Annotated in this window: 15 protein-coding genes; 6 read left to right on the top strand and 9 right to left on the bottom strand. The window is 65.8% G+C overall.

Annotated features, from left to right (window positions below; all coding sequences use genetic code 11):
* Window positions 1-2: 2 nt before the first annotated feature.
* Window positions 3-2,051: an ATP-dependent DNA helicase RecG gene (recG, locus tag B5G03_RS00880; RefSeq protein ID WP_087179938.1), complete on the top strand. Its 2,049-nt coding sequence runs from the start codon at window positions 3-5 to the stop codon at window positions 2,049-2,051.
* A 50-nt stretch (window positions 2,052-2,101) separates the two neighbouring features.
* Entirely contained in the window at window positions 2,102-3,217 is a 1,116-nt protein-coding gene (locus B5G03_RS00885; protein ID WP_087179939.1) for a Gfo/Idh/MocA family protein, read from the top strand.
* A gap of 63 nt (window positions 3,218-3,280) precedes the next feature.
* Here the strand turns inward: B5G03_RS00885 and B5G03_RS00890 are convergent, their stop codons facing one another.
* The 4 genes from B5G03_RS00890 to B5G03_RS00905 are packed head-to-tail and all read right to left on the bottom strand — an operon-like array spanning window position 3,281 to window position 9,642.
* On the bottom strand, window positions 3,281-6,421 hold the full coding sequence (locus B5G03_RS00890; protein WP_087179940.1) for a suppressor of fused domain protein: 3,141 nt from the start codon (window positions 6,419-6,421) through the stop codon (window positions 3,281-3,283).
* Window positions 6,422-6,469: 48 nt separating this feature from the next.
* Window positions 6,470-7,240 (bottom strand): DUF4261 domain-containing protein, encoded by a 771-nt coding sequence (locus B5G03_RS00895; protein WP_162613304.1) that lies wholly within the window; start codon window positions 7,238-7,240, stop codon window positions 6,470-6,472.
* A 52-nt stretch (window positions 7,241-7,292) separates the two neighbouring features.
* Complete coding sequence (locus tag B5G03_RS00900; RefSeq protein ID WP_087179942.1) at window positions 7,293-8,636, bottom strand: MATE family efflux transporter; 1,344 nt, start codon at window positions 8,634-8,636, stop codon at window positions 7,293-7,295.
* Window positions 8,637-8,685: 49 nt separating this feature from the next.
* Entirely contained in the window at window positions 8,686-9,642 is a 957-nt protein-coding gene (locus B5G03_RS00905) for an NAD(P)-dependent oxidoreductase (RefSeq protein ID WP_087179943.1), read from the bottom strand.
* A gap of 182 nt (window positions 9,643-9,824) precedes the next feature.
* Here B5G03_RS00905 and B5G03_RS00910 point away from each other — a divergent pair, with 182 nt between their 5' ends.
* On the top strand, window positions 9,825-10,334 hold the full coding sequence (locus tag B5G03_RS00910) for a hypothetical protein (protein ID WP_140401609.1): 510 nt from the start codon (window positions 9,825-9,827) through the stop codon (window positions 10,332-10,334).
* A gap of 61 nt (window positions 10,335-10,395) precedes the next feature.
* Here B5G03_RS00910 and B5G03_RS00915 read toward each other — a convergent pair whose 3' ends face one another.
* The gene (locus B5G03_RS00915; RefSeq protein ID WP_140401610.1) at window positions 10,396-10,917 is read right to left on the bottom strand and encodes a hypothetical protein; all 522 of its coding nucleotides are present in this window, start codon (window positions 10,915-10,917) and stop codon (window positions 10,396-10,398) included.
* Between the two features lie 123 nt (window positions 10,918-11,040).
* On the bottom strand, window positions 11,041-11,763 hold the full coding sequence (locus B5G03_RS00920) for an NAD-dependent protein deacylase (protein ID WP_087179946.1): 723 nt from the start codon (window positions 11,761-11,763) through the stop codon (window positions 11,041-11,043).
* Window positions 11,764-11,893: 130 nt separating this feature from the next.
* Here B5G03_RS00920 and B5G03_RS00925 point away from each other — a divergent pair, with 130 nt between their 5' ends.
* The 3 genes from B5G03_RS00925 to B5G03_RS00935 all read left to right on the top strand — a co-directional run bounded on the left by B5G03_RS00925 (window position 11,894) and on the right by B5G03_RS00935 (window position 16,090).
* On the top strand, window positions 11,894-12,769 hold the full coding sequence (locus tag B5G03_RS00925; protein ID WP_087179947.1) for an NAD(P)H-hydrate dehydratase: 876 nt from the start codon (window positions 11,894-11,896) through the stop codon (window positions 12,767-12,769).
* A 42-nt stretch (window positions 12,770-12,811) separates the two neighbouring features.
* The gene (locus tag B5G03_RS00930) at window positions 12,812-13,885 is read left to right on the top strand and encodes a helix-turn-helix transcriptional regulator (protein WP_087179948.1); all 1,074 of its coding nucleotides are present in this window, start codon (window positions 12,812-12,814) and stop codon (window positions 13,883-13,885) included.
* 258 nt (window positions 13,886-14,143) lie between these two features.
* Window positions 14,144-16,090, top strand: coding sequence for an oxidoreductase (locus tag B5G03_RS00935; RefSeq protein ID WP_087179949.1), 1,947 nt, complete (start codon window positions 14,144-14,146; stop codon window positions 16,088-16,090).
* Between the two features lie 113 nt (window positions 16,091-16,203).
* On the opposite strand, the gene B5G03_RS00940 is transcribed toward B5G03_RS00935, so the two are convergent.
* From B5G03_RS00940 to B5G03_RS00950, 3 genes are all read right to left on the bottom strand, one after another.
* Window positions 16,204-16,458: a hypothetical protein gene (locus B5G03_RS00940; RefSeq protein WP_087179950.1), complete on the bottom strand. Its 255-nt coding sequence runs from the start codon at window positions 16,456-16,458 to the stop codon at window positions 16,204-16,206.
* Between the two features lie 90 nt (window positions 16,459-16,548).
* Window positions 16,549-17,745 carry an MFS transporter gene (locus B5G03_RS00945; protein WP_087179951.1) on the bottom strand — a complete coding sequence of 399 codons (1,197 nt, stop codon included), beginning with the start codon at window positions 17,743-17,745 and terminating at the stop codon, window positions 16,549-16,551.
* Between the two features lie 273 nt (window positions 17,746-18,018).
* Entirely contained in the window at window positions 18,019-18,885 is an 867-nt protein-coding gene (locus B5G03_RS00950; RefSeq protein ID WP_162613305.1) for a MerR family transcriptional regulator, read from the bottom strand.
* Window positions 18,886-18,948: the final 63 nt, after the last annotated feature.

Consider the following 18,948-nt stretch of genomic DNA (forward strand, 5'->3'; position numbering starts at 1 on the left):
CCATGAAGCCGGATACCCCCATTCAATACGTCAAGGGCGTGGGCCCCAAGCTGGCCGAGCGCTTCGCCCGGCTGGGCATCGCCACCGTGGGCGACCTGCTCTGCCACTATCCTCGCCGCTACATTGATTACAGCCAGCCCAGCCCCATCGCCGAAGCCCCCTCCGGCGCCGATGTGGTCATCAAGGCCGAGGTCTGCGCCAAGAAGGGGGCGGTGCGCCTGCCCGGCGGCCGCACCATGGTGCAGGCCACTGCCGCAGACGACACCGGCACCTTGACCCTCACCTGGTTCAACACCCATTTCATGGCGGACAAGCTGCTGCTGGGCGAGGAATACTACTTTGAGGGCCGGGCGAAAGGCGCGCTCTCCCGCCGGGAAATGGCAAACCCCATCGTGCGCACCCAGGCGGAGGTGGAGCGCAAACCCTTCGTGGCGGTCTATCCCCAGACCGAGGGCCTGGCCAGCGGCCAGATCGCCCGCTGTGTGGAGAACGCGCTGGCCACCGCCGACCCGCTGCCGGAGCCGCTGCCGCCGGACTACCTGCCCCGGTTCCGCATGCCGGACAAATGGACGGCGGTGAAGAACATCCATCACCCCTCCTCGCCCCAGGCGCTGGCGGCGGCCCGGCGGCGGCTGGTATTTGAGGAACTGTTCACGTTGCAGATCGGCCTGAGCTTACTCAAAAGCCGGGGCGCGGTGAAGAGCGGCGCGCCCATGCAGCCCACCGGCCTGACCCCCTTCTGGGACAGCCTGCCCTTCTCCCCCACCGGGGCCCAGCGGCGGGCCGCAGCGGAAATCTGCGCCGACATGGCCGCCAAACAGCCCATGAACCGGCTGTTGCAGGGGGACGTGGGCAGCGGCAAAACGCTGGTGGCCGCGGCGGGCGTTTACATGGCGGCGAAGAACGGCTACCAAAGCGCCCTCATGGCCCCCACCGAGATTCTGGCCGCCCAGCACGCGGCCACCCTGCAAACCTTTCTCGAGCCCTTCGGGCTGCGGGTGGCCCTGCTCACCGGCGGCATGAAGGGCGCCCAGAAGCGCACCACGCTGGCGGCCATCGCCGCCCACGAAGCCGATTTGATTGTGGGCACCCACGCGGTGATCAGCAGCGGGGTGGAGTTCGCAAAGCTGGGCTTTGCGGTGGTGGACGAGCAGCACCGGTTCGGCGTGCGCCAGCGGGGCCTGCTGGCGGACAAATCCATCGCCCCCCATGTGCTGGTGATGAGCGCCACGCCCATTCCCCGCACCCTGGGCCTGTTGATGTACGGCGACCTGGACATCTCCATCCTGGACGAGCTGCCCCCCGGTCGCCTGCCGGTAAAAACCTACGCGGTGACCGGCAAAAAGCGGCGGGACATGTACCACTTTCTGGACGACCAGATCGACAAGGGCCACCAGGTGTACATCGTCTGCCCCCGGGTGGAGGAGAGCGATACCGAAGCCCCCGGCGCGGCGGATTTACAGGCGGTGACCAGCTACCTCACCGACGTGGCCCAAGCCCTTCTGCCCCACCGGCGCATCGGCCTGATGCACGGCAAGCTGAAACCCAAGGAAAAGGCCGCCGTAATGGACCAGTTCAAAAACGGCGAGCTGGACGTGCTGGTCTCCACCACCGTGATCGAGGTGGGCGTGGACGTGCCCAACGCCACGGTGATGGTGATCGAGAACGCGGAGCGGTACGGCCTGTCGGCGCTGCACCAGCTGCGGGGCCGGGTGGGCCGCGGCGGCGGTGAAGCTTATTGTATTCTCATCAGCGACCACACCGGCGAAGCGGTGCGGGACCGGCTGCGCTTTCTCTGCCACACCCAGGACGGCTTCGAGATCGCCAAATACGACCTGGAGACCCGGGGCCCCGGCGACTTCTTCGGCGACCGGCAGCACGGCCTGCCCACCCTGCAATTGGCCGACCTGATGGGCGACACCCGCACCCTGGAAGCCGCCCAAAAATGCGCTCACGAGCTGCTGGAGGAAGACCCCAAGCTCGCCGCCCCAGAGCACAGCCTGCTGGCGGCTCAGGTGTCCCATCTGTTTGAACGCACCACCTTCAACTGACCAGGCGGCGGACGGCCAAACGCCGCGCCCCGCAAAAAGGAGGAATCGCCATGCTCCGTGTAGGCGTCGCCGGAATCGGCTCCATTGCCCAGGTGTATCTGGGCCTGTTCGCTGCGGGAAAAATCCCCGGCGGGTACGTCACCGCCCTGTCCAGCCGCAGCCCGGCCCACCTGACCGCCGCCCGGGACCAGTTCTGCGCCCCGGACACCGCCCTCTTCACCGATTACGAAGCCATGCTGCACAGCGGCCTTATTGACGTGGTGATGATCTGCACGCCCCACAACCAGCATGTGCCCATGGCGCTGCAGGCGCTGAAGGCCGGGGTGCATCCCCTGATCGAGAAACCTCTGGCGGTGGACGCGGACGAAGCCCGCGCCCTGCTGGACGCCTGCCGTGCCCACCCGGAGCTGACCGCCGGGGTGCTCTACTGCCGCCGGGCCAGCGCCGCCTATCAGCAGGTGCGGAATGTGACCTCGGAGCACCTGATCGGGCAGGTCAAGCGGGTCTGCTGGATCATCACCAACCTGTACCGCACCCCCGCCTACCACGCCAGCCAGCCCTGGCGGGGCACTTGGAAGGGCGAGGGTGGCGGACTGCTGCTCACCCAGGCCAGCCACCAGCTGGATCTGCTCACCTGGCTGTTCGGAGTGCCCAAGGAGGTGACGGCCCTGTGCGAATTCGGGGCCGAGCGGGACATCCAGGTGGAAAACGACGTGACCCTGCACATGCGCTGGGCGAACGGCGCCACCGGCCAGTTCATCGCCTCCAGCCGGGAATTCCCCGGCACCAACCGGCTGGAAGTGAGCGGCAGCAAGGGCCGGATGGTTCTGGAGGACGACAAGAACTTCCACATGCATCACCTGATCCGGGACGAACGGGAATTTGCCCAAAACACCACCGGCTATTTCGGCCCCATCCCCCACACCGAGGAATGGTGGTCCCGCCCGGAGGAGCCGAACGAGGTGCAGCAGGCGGCCATCGTGGCGGATTTTCTGGCGGCAGTCACCGAGCACCGGCCGCCGCTCTGCCCGGTGTCCAGCGCGCTGGACAGCCTGCTGCTCACCAACGCGGCCTATCTTTCCGCCTGGCAGGGCGGCACCGTGCCGGTGCCCCCGCCCCCGGGCGCCTACGCCGCCGAACTGGCAAAGCGGATGGAAGAGGAATAACAAAAAACACAGCGCCCCCGGGCCTGCCATTCTGGCAAGGCCCGGGGGCGCTGTTCTGTTTAGTCAGTTCTGTTCTTTTCCCGGCCGGGCAGCTTCGTCCCGCAGGTTCACACCGCCGCAGTTCAGCCGGAACACGTGGAAGCCGATCTCGGCGAAGGGGTAGCGGTTCAGCAGCGCGCTGGCCGCGTTCAGCACCGGCTTCAAATCAAAGCAGATGCAGTCGATGTAGGAATAGGCAAAGCCGGTGGCCCCGCCCAGAATCCACACATTCTCCCCCGCCGCCTGCTGCAATTCATCCTCCAGGCGGCCCCGCAGCTCCACCCGCTGGGCCTCCGGCACCTGCTCGGTGCTGTAGAAGAAAAAGCCGCAGATCACGCCATCCGCCTGCAAACGGTCCATCCGGGAATCGTCGCCCCGGTAGTAGTCCGCCAGCAGCTCGCTGCAGCAGGTGGCACCGGCGATCACGTCCTGCCGCAGGGCCCAGTCTTCCTGGGTGGCAGGCTCGTAGCAATAGTTCTGGTAGTTCCAGCCGATGGTCTGGGCCTCGTCCAGCGCGGCCTCGTCGCCGCCGCAGAACCAGTCCGCCATCTGTTTGCGCAATTCGCACAGGGGCATGCCGCCCTGGGGCCGAGGCGCGCTCAGCACCTCCAGCCGCTCCACACGGCACAGCGCGGCTCCCTCGCCCATGGCCTGACTCAGCAGCCGGGCCGCGGGGGCGATGTCCTGCCCAGCATGCAGCTCGGGGGCCCAAAGGGCCACCACGGCCTTGTCGCCCCGCCGCTGGGGCCAGGCCAGCACTTGATTCAAGGCCGGGGCCTCCGGGTCGGCGGGCTGGCCCGCCCAGAACACCCAGCGCTCGGCCAGCGCCGCAGGGGCCTGCTCCCGCCAATACAAAATCTCGATCAAGCGGGTGGGCATGCACTCGGCCCACACCGCCAGCCGCAGCCTGCCGTCCGACCCGGTGTCCAGCGAGAACTCCGCCCCGCCGAACACACCGGCCAGCAGCTCGGCGTGGGCCTGGCGGGCCTTTTGGGGTTCGCCCGCCTCGCTCAGCGCCCGCAGCGCGGCTTCCCGGGCCGAAAAGGCGGCCCAGTAATCCCGCACCCGCTCGGTGAAGGGCTGCTTTTGCACCGGCAGCGCCATGGCACTGCGGCACCAGTCCAGATACCGCTCGGTCTCCTCGTCGCCGGGGGCCAGCTCGTCCGCCCGGTCAAAGGCCTCCAGCGCCTTCTCCTCTTTGCCCAGATGATACCAGGCGTACCCCGCCCGGAAATGCCACAGCGGATCCGCCGCGCTCTGCTCCCTGCACTGCTCCAGCACCTGCAAGGCCTCTTCAAAGCGGCCCAGATTGTTCAGCGCCCGGGCCTGCTGGCCCAGCAGCTTCGGCCCGCGCTGTTCGGGCTCCACCGCCAGGATGGCCTCGAGAATCCGCTCGTACTGCCGGTCCGCATTCCAGGCCTCGATCTGCTCTAGCAGGGCCTCGTTTTCCGGCGCGCCGCCCTTTGCCGGGCAGGCGTTGGGCCGAAGCGGAGTGCCCAGCGGGGCCCGGGGCTCCAGCTGGGTTTCGTCGAACAGGCGCAGAAGCCCCTCGGCCTCGTGCTCCAGCTTATAGGCCATCTCTTCGTTGTAAAGGGGCGCGGCCTGGTACAGGTTCACCTCGCCCCCGCCGGGCAGCGGACAGACCGCCGCCGCGTCCGGCACGCCGCCGGGGGTGAGCAGCATCACCCCGGTGAAGCCGCAGCCGGGGGCAAAGGGCCGCCCGTTGGGGATGGTATGGCCCCAGCCCAGCCAGGTGCCCTGCTCCCGGGGCATGGCGGCCAGCAGCCGCAGCCAGCCCACCGGCCAGGCGTCCTTCGGGTCGGCGGAAAGGGCGTTCCAGTCCGGGGGCAGATACATCATGATCTCGGCCCGCTCGGCCCCGAAGCCCGCCAGCTCCGGCGGCACGTTCATGGGCGCGGCCCCCATGCCGCAGGTGACGAGCACCGTCCAATGCCGGTGCCGGGTGGGCCCCAGCACCAGCAGCTCCACCCCGCCCCGCTCGGCCGGGGGGATCACCCGGTCCACCGGGCCCAGCCAGCGGCGCAGATGCTCGATCAGCCGGTCCTTCTGCTCTTTTGTATAGGCGGCAGCGGGAACCGGAGACTCCGCCGTCTCCTCCTCCGGGGGCAGGGGCACTTCATCCGCCGAGTAGTCCTCATACTGCGGCTCGCCCCAAATTTCAAACCGGGGGTCGAACCGCTGGTAGGCAAAAAGCCGTTCCTCCCGGCTGCGGCCCACCTGGTACCCCAGCCGGAAGCAGCCGCTGCGCTCAACCAGCAGATGGGCCAGCTCCAGCCGGCGGCCCGGCTCCTTTTTGCGGATGGCCGCCTTGGCCAGCCGGTCCAGCTCCTCCAGCCGGGCGGTGAGGGCGGCGGCCCAGTCCTGGCCGATCTTGCCCGCGCCCCGCTGGTTCATGTCCAGCCGCAGGTTCACCAGATCGCCTTGAAAAATCAGGTCCGCAAAGCAGTAGATGCCCTCAAAGAGGGGATTCTCCGCCCCGAAGGCCGCGGCGGCCTTCGCCAAGCCCTCGTCGTCGCCCAGCATGCACAGCACTGCTTCCTCGGCGGGGGTGCGCAGGCCATGGCTGGCCCGCTCCTCGCTCTGGGCCGGGCAGACGCCCTCCGCCTCCAGCCGGGCCACCTCGATCTGTTCAAGACTCTGCCCCGCCTGCAAGCGCTCCAAGGCGTCCGCAAGGCGGCGCTGGCCGGGGTGGGCGGCAAGGCCCGCTTCCAGCAGCGCGATGCCCTCGGCTTTGTCGCCAAAATGGGCGGCGAGCACCGCCGCCAGATACCGGCAGACTTCGTCCTGTTCATCCAGCGCGAGACCCATGCGGGCCAGACGCAGCGCCTCTTCGGGTGTGCCGGTATACAGCCGGGCCAAGGCCAGACTGCGGCACCATTCCAGATTGCTTTGGCCCTGCTCTTCCAGCCGGGCCAGCCACTGCACCGCCTGCTGCCAGGCCTCGTACTCCGCCGCGCCCAGGTCCAGCCGGGCCACCAGCAGCGCCAGCTCCAGGTCCGCGCGCATCTGCTCCCGGCTGACAAGGCCCAGATCGATGGCTCCCTCCACCTGATCCTGCACCAGATCCAGCGCGTCGTACCAGCGGCCCTCAGCCGCTAATTTCTCGGCACGGGTCCGGGTCTTTTCGTCCAACAGCCGTGTCATCCCCTGTTTCGTTCTCCTTCCCTGTTTCCTGTGTCAAATTCCCTGTGCTCAAAAGCCCAGCTTGAAGCTCTCGCCTTCCACGGCCACACCGGCGCTGCGGCTCACCGGAACCGGCACGCCGTCCCCGGCGGCCAGCACCTGGCCCTCGGCCAGTTCCAGGTCCCCTTCCAGCAGGTCCATCACCAGTCCCACCAGCAGGTCCCGCAGCTCCACCGGGCGGCGGGCGCTATGTAAAATCTCCAGCTCGGGCAGCTCAAAGTCCTGTAGGCCATACGTATAAGCGCACACCCCCTGCTCGCTCTGCCACAGGCCGAAGTACACCCAGTTCAGAATGGGCAGCACGTCCTCCTTCATGGTATCGGCCACGGCCCGGTAAAAATCCGGGGCCAGCAGAGTGCCTGCCGCCATCACGCCCAGCGCGCCGGGCTGGCCGCAGGCCGCCGCGCTCACCTTGGTGAGCAGCTTGGCCGCATCCACCGGGCTCCCCTGTCCCTGGGGCAGAACGGTGATGAGCAGATGGGCCTTGTGGGCCGCTGCGGCCTGCACCGCCTGGGGCCACCAGTAGTTGGTCTTGGCCTGCTGCTCCGCCTCGCCCTCCGGTACCGGCGCGTCGATCAGGGCCACCGCCGCGATCATGCCCTGGTCGTCAAACACCACGTTGCCGGTGGCGGGGGCTTCCTTTTCCCCGTTCACCGGCAGGGCCCATTCGCTTTGCAGGTCCCGAATCAGTTTTTCCCGGTCGAAGGCGGGCTGCTCCAGCAGCACAAAGTTCACCAGCGTACCGCCGGTCGCTCCGGCCACGGTCTTTTTCTCTTCCATGGTGGTTCCTCCTTGCTTGGCCCGTTCCATTGTGGGCCGTTTATTCGAATGGTCAGGGCCGCTGCCCGGCCAGATTTTCATTTTTAGCCGCCGGGGGCTCTTTGCTCTCCTGCACCGCCAGCAGTACCAGCGCGGCCACAGCCGTCAGGGCCACCGCCGCGGGCCAGGCCACCCACACGCCGGTCAGTCCCAAAAAGAGGGGCAGCACCAGCAGCATCAGGGGCTGGGTACCCAGCGGTTCGCCGTAGGCCAGAATGCCGCTGAACACCGGCTCGCCCACCGCGCAGAAGTAGCTGCTGCAAAAGCGAACCACCGCCATAAAGGGGTAACCGATGCAAAGGGTCCACATGGCCGCCGCGCCCTCGGCAGTGGCTTCCGGGCTGGCCCCGAACACCAGCGGCAGCTGGCTGCGGCCCACCCAGGTGAGAACGCTGCACAAAACCGCCATACCCACCGCAAGGCTCAAACCCCACCGGCGCAGCAGGGCCAGCTGGCCCCACTCGCCCGCGCCCCGGGCATAGCTGAGCAGCGGCTGCACGCCGTCGCCCACGCCGCTCACCAGCGGGATCACCGCACCCAGCACATAGCTGAGCACCGCATACACCGCCACGCCCCGGGTGCCGCCCCAGTGCAGCGCCTGCAAATTGGTGATGAGCAGAATCACGCTGGTGGAGATGGAGAGGCCAAAGGGCGAGATGCCGTATTGCACGATGCCCCGGATCATCCGCCAGCGGGGGGCGAAATCCGCCCGGCGCAGCGGCAGCTCCCGGGCGGCCAGCAGCGTGGGCACCGCCAGCAGCGCACAGAGGATCTGGGCCGAGCCGGTGGCCACTGCGGCGCCCGCCAGCCCCCACTGAAAGGCCTGGATGAACAGCCAGTCCATGAAGATGTTGCTCAGCAGGCCCACGACGGTAAAGCTCATGGCCTGCATGGTCTTGTGGCAGCCTCGTAAGAGGGGCAGCGCGCCGGTGTTGATGGTCTGGCCCAGAGCCAGCGCGCAGATCATCCGGCTGTATTCCAGCGCCGGGGCGTATAGTTCCCCCTTCGCGCCGATCAGGGGCAGAATCACCGGGCAGGCCAGCCAGAGCCCCACGCTCATGGCCACGCCCGCCGCGGCCAGCGCTGTGAGGGTGTTGCCCCGGGCCAGCGCGGCCTCTTCTTTATCGCCCCGGCCCAGGGCAGTGGAAAGGCGCACCGCGCCTCCCAGTCCCAGACCCAGACTTACCGCCTGGATGAAGGCGGTGATGGGCCAGGCCACGTTGATGGCCGCCAGGCCGATGTCGCCCAGGTTCCGGCCGATGAAAAATCCGTCCACGATGATAAAGCAGCTGTTCAGCAGCTGGCTCAGCATGCTGGGCAGCGCATAGCGAAAAAACTGCCGTTTCAAGGGGGTCAATCCACCCGCTCCTTTCCGTTTGCCAAGGGGCCGGGCCCCGCTTTGTTTTTTATACCAGATTGCGCCGTTCGCCCCGCAAAAATGCCTGCAGGTTGGCGCACACCTCGGCGCTCAGCCGGGCCAGCGCCTCCTCGGTGGCCCAGGCCACGTGAGGGGTGAGCAGCACGTTCGGGCAGTGGAGCAGCCCGTCCTGCGGGCGCACCGGCTCGTGGGCCGCCACGTCCGAAGCATAAAAGCCCAGATGCCCGCTCTTCAGCGCGGTGCACACCGCCGCCTCATCCACCAGCGCGCCCCGGGCGGTGTTCAAAAGAATCGCCCCCGGCTTCATGGCCGCCAGGGCCGTCTCGTTTATCATGCCCCGGGTCTCGGCGGTGGCGGGGCAGTGCAGGCTCACCACGTCGCTGTCCTCCAAAAGCTGCTCGAAGGGCACAAACTCCACCCCGTCGGCGGCATATTCCGGCTTCACGTGGCGGGTATAGGCGATCACCCGCATACCAAAGCCATTCGCGATGCGCGCCGCCGCCCGGCCGATGGCCCCGTAGCCCACCACGCCGAAGGTTCGGCCCGCCAGCTCAAAATGAGGGCGAATGCCATAGGAGTCCGGCACGCCGGTCTGCCAGTAGCCGTCCCGCAGGCTGGCGGCCCGGGCGGCGGTGCCGTTGGCCACTTCCAGAAGCAGGGCGAAGGCGTGCTGGGCCACGCTGTTTGTGGAATAGCCCGGCACGTTGGCCACAGCCACGCCATGGCGGCGGCAGGCCTCCAGGTCCAGGCTGTCGGTGCCGGTGGCGGTCAGGCCCACCCAGCGAAGGCGCGGGCAGGCATCCAGCACCGCATCGTCGATGCGGCACTTGTTGCTCACCGCAAAATCCGCGTCCCGCAGGTGGTCGGCCAGCAGTTCATAGCCGGTGCGGGGGTATTCCTCCACCACATCCGCCAGATCATACAGCCCGGTCCAGTCCAGATCGCCCGGACGCACACAGTAGCTGTCCAGCACAACGATTTTCATCGGTTCTTCTCCCTCTTTTCAAGGCGTATTTGCCCCGTTTTTGTCTCTTTTGTAATTTTACCCGCTTTTGCAGGGCCCTTCAACCCCCGCCGCTGGATTTTTGCCGCCGGTTCGTATATAATGAAAAGGAAACTATCCGCCGGACGATCCGGCGGTGACCAGTTCGAGGGGGGCTTTTTTGCATGTATACGCCAAGGCTTGTGATCCGCAAGCTGCTGCTGGGCGCGGTGCTCATGACCGTGGCCATCATCATCACGGTGCTGATCCGGGAAAATATGGACGTGAAGGACCCGGAGCAGGCCCTGCCCACCATCACCATCACGGTGAACGGAGACATGAATCTGAACGATAAAATGGTCTTCCGGGCCGGGTACGAGTGGAACTTCTTCACCACCGTGGCCAAGAATACTCCCACCTATACCAGCGCCACCCTGCGGGAGCAGCTGTATCCGGTGGACCTGGCCCCCAACAGCGTGCTGGACATCAATTTCTCGCTGCCGCCCAAGACGCTGCGCATCCAGCGCGCGTCGGACGATGAGCTGGAAAACTTTGTGGAGCTGGCCGACGTGAGCGACGGTCAGATCATCAGCCCCAGCGCGCCGGGCCTGTATCTCTACCAGGTGGAAGCGGGCTTCGGCTGGCGCGGTTCGGTGCGGTACTTCTTCATGGTTCGGGTGCAGCAGTCCGTTTAAGAGCAAACCGAACATACAAAGGGAGCGTTCTTTTGCAGAACGCTCCCTTTGTATGTTCCGATCAGGTCCCGGGCGCTTCGCCGCCCGCCTGGGCCAGCGCCGCGGTGTGGCGGGCCATCAGCCGCCGCTGGTAGCTGCCCGCGTAGGTACCGTGCAAGAGCTTGGGCAGGGCTTCCTCCTCCAGCGAGTGCCAGCACGCCGCCTCCTGCCCCGGCAGGATGGGGTAAAACAGCACGCCGTTTTTCTCCGCCGCCGCCAGGCACTGGGGCCCGAAGCCTACCACCAGAACCTTCTGCCGGTCATAGCCACGGCTCAGCAGCTCGTTCACACAGTAGGCCAGCTCCCGCCGTTTGATGCACACCGCCGTGCAGGGGGGCAGACTGTGGAAATTCCACTCGCTGTAGGCCGAGCGCACGTTCAGGTTGGTGAGCAGCACGATGTCGGCCACGATGCGCATCCGCTCCAGGCAGGTCTTTACCCCGTCGAACACCTGGCCGCGGGCGGCGTCCAGGGCGTATTCCGCGCCCAGCAGGCAGATCATGAACGCCTTGGCCCTCGGCGGGATCTTCTGTGTCCGTTCCATAACAACGCCCCCAATATTCATAAAATTATCCGCGCCGGGTATGATCCTTTATAACTTAACTATACCAGCACAGCGGGGACGGTTGCAACTGTTTTTGTCTGTTTTTAATGATTTTTTGTGATTTTATTGAATAATTCTATTATTTTCTCCCAAAACCTGGCCGATAGGCTGCTGAATGCACAGGGTAGCCAGCTTGTCCGCCGGGGTGGGCGTCATGTTGATGACCACCAGCTCCCTGCCGCCGTAATAGCGCAGAAGGCCTGCCGCCGGATATACCGCCAGGCTGGTGCCGCCCACGATCAGCAGGTCCGCTGCCTCCAGCGCACGCACGGCCCGGGTCAGCACCTTCTGGTCCAGCGATTCCTCATAGAGCACCACATCCGGCTTCACGATGCCGCCGCACTCGCACCGGGGAATGCCCTCGCTCTCGGCGATGAACTCCACCGGGTAGAACTTACCGCACCGGGTGCAGTAGTTGCGCAGGGTGCTGCCGTGCAGTTCCAGCACGTTTTTGCTGCCCGCCGCCTGGTGCAGTCCGTCGATGTTCTGGGTGATCACCGCCCGCAGCTTGCCCTGGGCCTCCAGTTTGGCCAGCCGCAGATGGGCCGCGTTGGGTTTTGCGTCCTTCACGATCAGCTTGGCCCGGTAAAACCGGTAGAACTCCTCGGGGTCGGCTTCAAAAAAGCTGTGGCTGATGATCTGCTCCGGCGGGTACTTCCACTGCTGGTTGTAAAGACCGTCCACGCTGCGGAAGTCCGGGATGCCGCTCTCGGTGCTCACCCCCGCGCCGCCGAAAAACACAATGTTATTGCTCTTTGCGATCAATTCCTCCAAACGCTGGTCCATGGGGCCACACTCCTTTGCCTTGCATCTCTTTGCCGCCCGGGGGCGGTTGTAGTATAATAGGTATAATAAAATCATACCACAAAACACTCCGCCCGGCCATGCCGCCGGGCGAAAAAGGGGAGGAACGGATATGGCAAAGGAGATCACGGCGAGCCTGGTGTTTGAGCATCTGCCCGCCCGCAAGCCGGACAGCCACAAGGGCAGCTACGGCAAGCTGCTGTGCGTCTGCGGCTGCAATCAGTACCGGGGCGCGGCGGCGCTGGCAGTGGAGGGTGCGCTGCGGGCCGGGGCCGGGGTGCTGACCCTGGCGGCCATCGAGCCGGTGATCCAGGCGGTGGGCGCCCGCTGCCCGGAGGCGGTGTTCCTGCCCTGCCGCACCGGCGAGGACGGCGGCATTGATGTGGCCGAAGCCGACCGCATTTTGCAGGCGGCCCGTGGCTCGGACGCCATGCTCTTCGGGCCGGGACTGGGCAACACGGCGGGCACCGCGGCCCTTCTGGAGCAGCTGGGCGAGAGCGCGGGCTGCCCCCTGGTGCTGGACGCGGACGGCCTGAACGCCGCGGCGGCCATGCCCAGCCTGCCCCGGCCCGCCAACCTTCCCCTGATTATCACCCCCCACCCCGGCGAGATGGCCCGGCTGTGCGGGGTGACCACTGCCGAGATCAACGCCAGCCGGGAGAGCGTGGCCGCGGGCTATGCCCGGGCCAACCGGTGCGTGGTGGTGCTGAAGGGCCACCGAACCATCGTGGCCGGGCCCCAGGGCGAGGTGTTCTGCAACACCACCGGCAACGCGGGCCTTGCCCGGGGCGGCAGCGGCGACATTCTGGCGGGCATGACCACCGCCTTTTTGTGCCAGGGGCTGGACCCGCTGTACGCGGCGGTGTGCGCGGTGTGGCTGCACGGTGCGGCCGCGGACCGGTGCGCCGCCCGTCTGGGCCAGTACGGCATGCTGCCCCACGACATTCTCTACGACCTGGGCACCATCTTCGTGAACAGCGGCCGTTAACGGCCCGCCGCCAAGCCGCAAGCAAAAAGGGGGGGAACCGCCATGCAGAACATGAACGCCTACTACGATTTTTCCGGCCAGAAGTTTGGCCACCCCCTGAGTTTGAGCATCAACGGCTTTGACCGGCAGGTGTTCAGCCAGCAGACCAGCCTGGAGCTTTCCTACGTGCTGGAGGGGCAGTATGAGGTGATTACCGAGGGCTTTTCCCGCATGTTGGACCGCCACCAGCTGGCCCTCATCGCCCCCGGCGAGATTCACATGATCCGCAAGGCCCCCGGCGCGGAGAACGGCGCGGCCAGTGTGATCCTCACGGTGCACATCGACTTCGAGCGGATGCCCGAAGCCCTGGTGGGCGACGTGGAGGGCCTGTTCTCCACCCTGGTCTGCACCGAAGCGGAGAACGCCGCCCTGCTGGGCCGGGTGCGCCAGACCCTGGGGCGGCTGCTGCGGCTGCTCACCCGGCCGGAGCACAGCCTGTTCCAGCTGAACGCATTGATGATGGAGCTGGCGGATCTGTGCGCCAGCGGAGCGCACCGGCCGATGGAGTCCATCCCGCTGCAGTCGCCGCTGCACGAAAGCTCCCGCCGGGCCATCCGGTTCATCAACCGGAACTTCCGGCGGGACATCCACCTGGAGGACGTTGCAAAGGAGCTTTCCTTCAGTGTGTCCTATACCTCCAAGCTGTTTACCAAGCACATCGGCCTGCCCTTTGTGAAGTATCTTTCCTACGTGCGGGTGCGGGCCTCGCTGGAGGCTCTGCTGGAGGGCAAGGAGAGCATCGAGGCCATCGCGCTGGACTGCGGCATGGCCAGCGCCAAGGCCTACGCCGCCGCCTTTAAAGAAATGTACGGCATTCTGCCCAGCGTCTATCGCAAGCGCTTTTTGCAGAACCTGCGCTACAGCGAGACCGGCGCGGACCAGAAAATGCGGCTGGACGCAGCCCACCTGGCCCTGCTGGACCATCTGCTGCGCCAGCCGGACCAGATGATCTACCAGGCCCCCGGCCTTTCCATCCTGCGCCGGGGCGAGGCGGTGGTGTGCGAGAGCGAAGGAGCCGCCGCCCTCACCCAGCAGCAGGGCAAGCTGGTGGTGGAGTTCGGGCCGAAACAGGATTGACCTCTATTTTCAGTCTTTATTCCCAGAACAAATAATGTCGGTTTTGGCGTTTCAGCGTGCTAAAACCGACATTTTTTGTCTTTTCCCGGCGTTTTTATGACCCAACCCGTCAAACTTCTAACAAAATCCCGCCGTTGATGGCAACCAGCGCCCGGGCTTTTGCCCGCCCGGCCGTGCTATAATGGGGCCAACGAAACGAACGCACCCAACTGGCACGGCGGGCCAGCGGCCCCGTGCTCCATACGAAGGAGTTTGGCTATGAGCAAATACGAGCATCTGCTCTCGCCCATCAAAATCGGCGAGACCACCGTGAAAAACCGCATCTTCATGCCGCCCCTGTCCACCAACCTGGCGGATAAGGGCTACGTGACCGACGAGCTGGTGGAGCACTACAAAGCCCGCGCCAAGGGCGGCGTCGGCCTGTTCGTCACCGAGGTGGTGACCGTGGAGCCCACCTACTGCTACCTGCCCGGCGACATGTGCATCTACGACGATTCCTTCATCCCCGGCTGGAAGAAGCTGGCCGACGGCGTGCACGAGTACGGCGCGAAGATCCTGCCCCAGCTGTTCCACCCGGCCCACATGGCCTTCCCCCTGCCCGGCACTCCCCGGCTGATCGCCCCCTCCAACGTGGGCCCCTACTACGCCAAGGAGGCGCCCCGCGCCGTGACCCGCGAGGAGCTGAAGGTCATCATCCGTCAGTTCGGCGAGGCCGCCAAGCGCGCCCAGATCGCCGGTGCCGACGGTGTGGAGATTCACGCGGCCCACGCCCACGGCCTGCTGGGCGGCTTCCTGTCTCCTCTCTATAACAAGCGCACCGATGAATACGGCGGCGACATCGACCACCGCCTGCGCCTGACGCTTGAGGTCATCGAGGAGGTTCGCCGGGTCTGCGGCAAGAATTTTATCATTGACGTGCGCATCTCCGGCAGCGAGTACACCGACGGCGGCCTGAACCTGAACGACATGATCTACGTGGCCAAGCAGCTGGAAAAGGCCGGTGTGGACTTCCTGCACGTTTCCGGCGGCACCACCATCGCCCGGGGCAGCTCCATCCCCGCCCCCGGCACCCCCATGGGCTCCCACGCCGCCACCGCCGCCGAGATCAAGAAATACGTGTCCATCCCGGTGGCCACCGTGGGCCGCATCACCGAGCCCTGGATCGCCGAGGAGCTGATCGCCAACGGCAAAGCGGACATCTGCATGATCGGCCGCGCGAACCTGTGCGACCCCGAGTTCGCCAACAAGGTGGCCGCTGAAAAGGCCGACGACATCCGCCCCTGCATCGGCTGCCTGCGCTGTCTGAACGGCATCATGTTCGGCAAGCGGGTCGCCTGCACCGTGAACCCCTCCTTCGAGCTGGAGAACGAGGACACCCTGGCCCCCGCCCCCGAGAAGAAGAACGTGCTGGTGATCGGCAGCGGCCCCGCCGGTATGGAGACCGCCTTCGTGGCCGCCAAGCGTGGCCACCATGTGGTACTGTGCGAGAAGGACGCCGAGCTGGGCGGCCTGATGCGCATTGCCGCGGTGCCCATCGCCAAGCAGGACCTGACCAGACTGATTCAGTACATGGCCCGCCGTCTGGAGGGCGCGGGCGTGGAGGTACGCCTGAACTGCACCGTGGACCAGGCCATGCTGGAGGGCGAGTTCAAGGGCTACGAGGTGATCGCAGGCGCGGGCGCACAGCCCATTGTGGTGCCCGCCTTCACCGGCTTCAAGCAGTGGATGACCGCCGACGATGTGCTGGCGGGCCGCGCCTTCCCCGGCCGTAAGATCGTTGTGATCGGCGGCGGCTCGGTGGGCTGCGAAACTGCCGACTACCTGGCCCCGCTGGTGAACGATTTGTACCCCCGCAACCGGGAGATCACCCTGCTGGAAATGGCTCCCGGCGTAATGGCCAGCGAGTCCGGCCCGGGCCGCAGCCTGCTGGTGCAGCGGATGATGGCCAAGGGCGTGCAGATGATCTGCGGCGCCAAGGTGGAGAAGGTGGACGAATCGAGCATCTGGTACACCAAGGACGGCCAGCAGCACTGCATCGCCGACGCAGACACCCTGGTTCTGGCCATGGGCTACAAGGCCGACCCGGCGCTGGAGGAGATGCTGAAGGCCGCCGGCGCAAGCTACCACCTGATCGGTGATGCCAACAAAGTCGGCACCATCAAGGACGCCATCGGCGCAGGCTACGAGACTGCCAAGGCGCTGTAATTCCCTGCCCCCGCGCGGAGCTTCCCTTATCCGCGATTGCATTTTCCCAAATCCCAAAACAGAACGCCGCACCGCTCCATTCTTTCCCCTGGAGCGGCGCGGCGTTTCTGTATTTATGCGCTGGCATTCAGCATTTCTTCGTTTGTTTCCCGGTAAACTGTCCACCCCAAAAGCTTGACTTCAAATCCGTCAATATAGGGTTTGACTCCCTTCACCTCCGGCGCCAGCTGATGGATTTTGGTGACCTCATAAAGCAGCGCACGGTACCGCACGCTTCCGCCATCCTTCAAATTCACCCGAACCGGCACCAGCAGCACCGCTGCCAACACCACCGCTGCCGCGATGGACCACCATTTCCGTTTTCTCATTCCGTACCGCCTCCTTTGCAGCATTTTTTGCTATTTCTCCGAGCCTTGACCCGGTGTGTACTCAGCGCAGCGCCCACTTGATTGCCAATTTCATTGCTGTCTCCTCCTTTTTCTGCAACGATGCGCAGCCATGCCCGCCGCCACCAGCGAAAGCAATCCCAGCCCCAGCGCCGCCATGCCGCCGGAATAGCCTAACCTGTCGCACAGCGCGCCCGCCAGCGGGCTCACCGGCAGCATGGCCAGACTGTAGGCCATACTCTGCACACTCACCAGCGTAGCCCGCCGGTCGCTGGGGAAATCCCGGTTCAGCCGGGCGGTCATCTTCACCTCCAGCAGCCCGTCCCAGAAGGTGGCGGCGGCTCCGGCGGCAAGTGCAAGCGCAAGCACCGGCGCCCCCGCCAGCGCAAGGCTGCCCCCGATGCCCGCCGCGCAGAGCAGCGCCACCGTGCGAAACCAAAAGCGTCCGCCCACACGGCCCGCCAGGGCGGAACCCGCCGCGCCCGCCAGGGGCAGCAGCGCCAGCACCGGGCCCAGCAGTCCGGCAGGCAGGCCCAGCTCCATCAGGCGGGGCTGCAAAAGCTGGCCCCCGAAATAGGCGCAGCAGCCGCAGGCGCCGTCCAGCAGCATCTTCTCCACCGCCGCCGGGTTCTGGCGCAAAAATCTGCCGGTGTCCGCCACATGTCGCCGCAGCCGGGGCCAAAAGTCCCGAAGTGCGGCCGGAGCCTTTTGCCCGTGGGGCGGCTCGGTCAGGCCAAGGGCCAGCACAAGCCCCGCCAGAGCGGCGGCAAAATCGGTCAGATAGGCCAGCCGCCAGCCCAGGGCCAGCGCCGCCCCGGCACAGAGGGCGCAGCCCACGGCGGACGCCCGGTAAAGAACGCCCATCCGCCCGGCCACCCGTTCATAGTCCCCGGCGCGGCCCACCTGCAACAGACTGTCGTAGGTGATGGCCTCCCTCGTGCCGCTGATCAGATTGTAGGAAAGGGCCGAAAGCCCCATGGCAAGGCAGACGCCCCCGATGCCCCGGCTGGCGATCATGGCAAGGCAGGCCAGTGCCCGCACTCCCATGCTGGCGGCCAGCGTGCGCCTGCGGCCCAAAAGATCCGCCGCCATGCCGCTGGGCACCTCGCACAAAAAACTGACCAGATGAAAAAAGCCCTCGGCCAGACCGATCTGAGCCAGCGAAAAGCCCCGCCCGGCCAGCAGCACCACCCAGATCACCTGGGCAAGCCCGAATCCGCTCACCGCTTCGAGAAGATACAGTGCGCGAAGCTGATGTTTTATCTTCATAACAAAAAATCCTTTCCGAAAACATGGGTTCACGCCCTGTTTCGGAAAGGATGCATTGCACAAAAAGCTTTCCGGGAAAATCCCGGAAACGTGGCCTGTTCAGGCGCGGCGGCAGCGTTCTGACCGAAAAAAGGGCGCACTTCGAGCCGGAATCGCCATTTCGTTGCCTTTTTGTACACGAATTGTGCGCATTTTCCATCCCATAATCGCGCCCTCCTTTCCGTTGTTTCTGCCCTCATCATACCACAGCCTTGCCGCGCCGTGCAAGGTGTTTCAGCTTTTGAAGTGGCGGAACACCCAGTACATGGACACGATGGTCACCGCCAGCGTCGCGCCCGCCACCGCAACCTCCGGCCGGTTGGCCGGGTCGGCGTCGATCACCCGCGGCGCCCATAATAGCACAAACAGCGCCACCGGCCAGCCGTAGTGGACCAGCTTCATCCAGCGGCTGCGGGCCTTGGGCACATCGCTTTCCAGCTGCTCCGGGTGCAGGGCGGTGCAGCGCACAATGAGCAGAATCCCCGGCCCCATCCGCCGCCAGACCAGCTGCGCGGTATAGGGAATGCCGTCGATCTCGAATTCCGGCGCCATGCTCTCCTTTGTCACCACCAGGTTCACCCCCTGCTGCTCGCCATAGCGGCAGAGGGCCAGCGTCAGCTCCGCCGGGTTGGTCACCGGGTCGTCCGGCGTGAAGGTGAACACCTTTTTTGCCTCGGCCTTCGCCACCTTTTTGTAGTCCCGGGTCCACTCCCCGAACAGGCCCGCCCGGTTTTCCGGCGCGTCCATCCGGTTCAGCAAGCCATCCAGAAATTCCTCGTCCGGCCGCGGGGCGCTTTGCAGCTCCCTGCAAAAGCGGATGGCCGCCTCCAGCTCCTTTTGCCGCTGCTCCAGCCGGAACTGCTGGGCCGTCGAGACCTGGGCCAGCGTGGTTTTTCCTTCCAGACAGGCCCCGATCTCCTCCAGCGGCACGTCCAGCATGCGCAGCGTCCGGATCAGCTTTAAGTCTCGGATGTCCTGTTCCGAGTAGTCCCGGTAATCGTTGCCCGGGTTGCGGTGGGGGTGGATAAGGCCCTGGTCTTCGTAAAAGCGCAGGTTCCGCCGGGAGATGCCGGTGGCCGCTTCGGTTTGCTTTGCGTTCATGGAATTCGCCTCCTGTTCTCTGTTCTGCACCCTCAGCATAAGGGATGCACCAGATGCCAGGTC

The sequence above is a fragment of the Gemmiger sp. An50 genome (assembly GCF_002161595.1).
GTDB lineage: Bacteria > Bacillota > Clostridia > Oscillospirales > Ruminococcaceae > Allofournierella.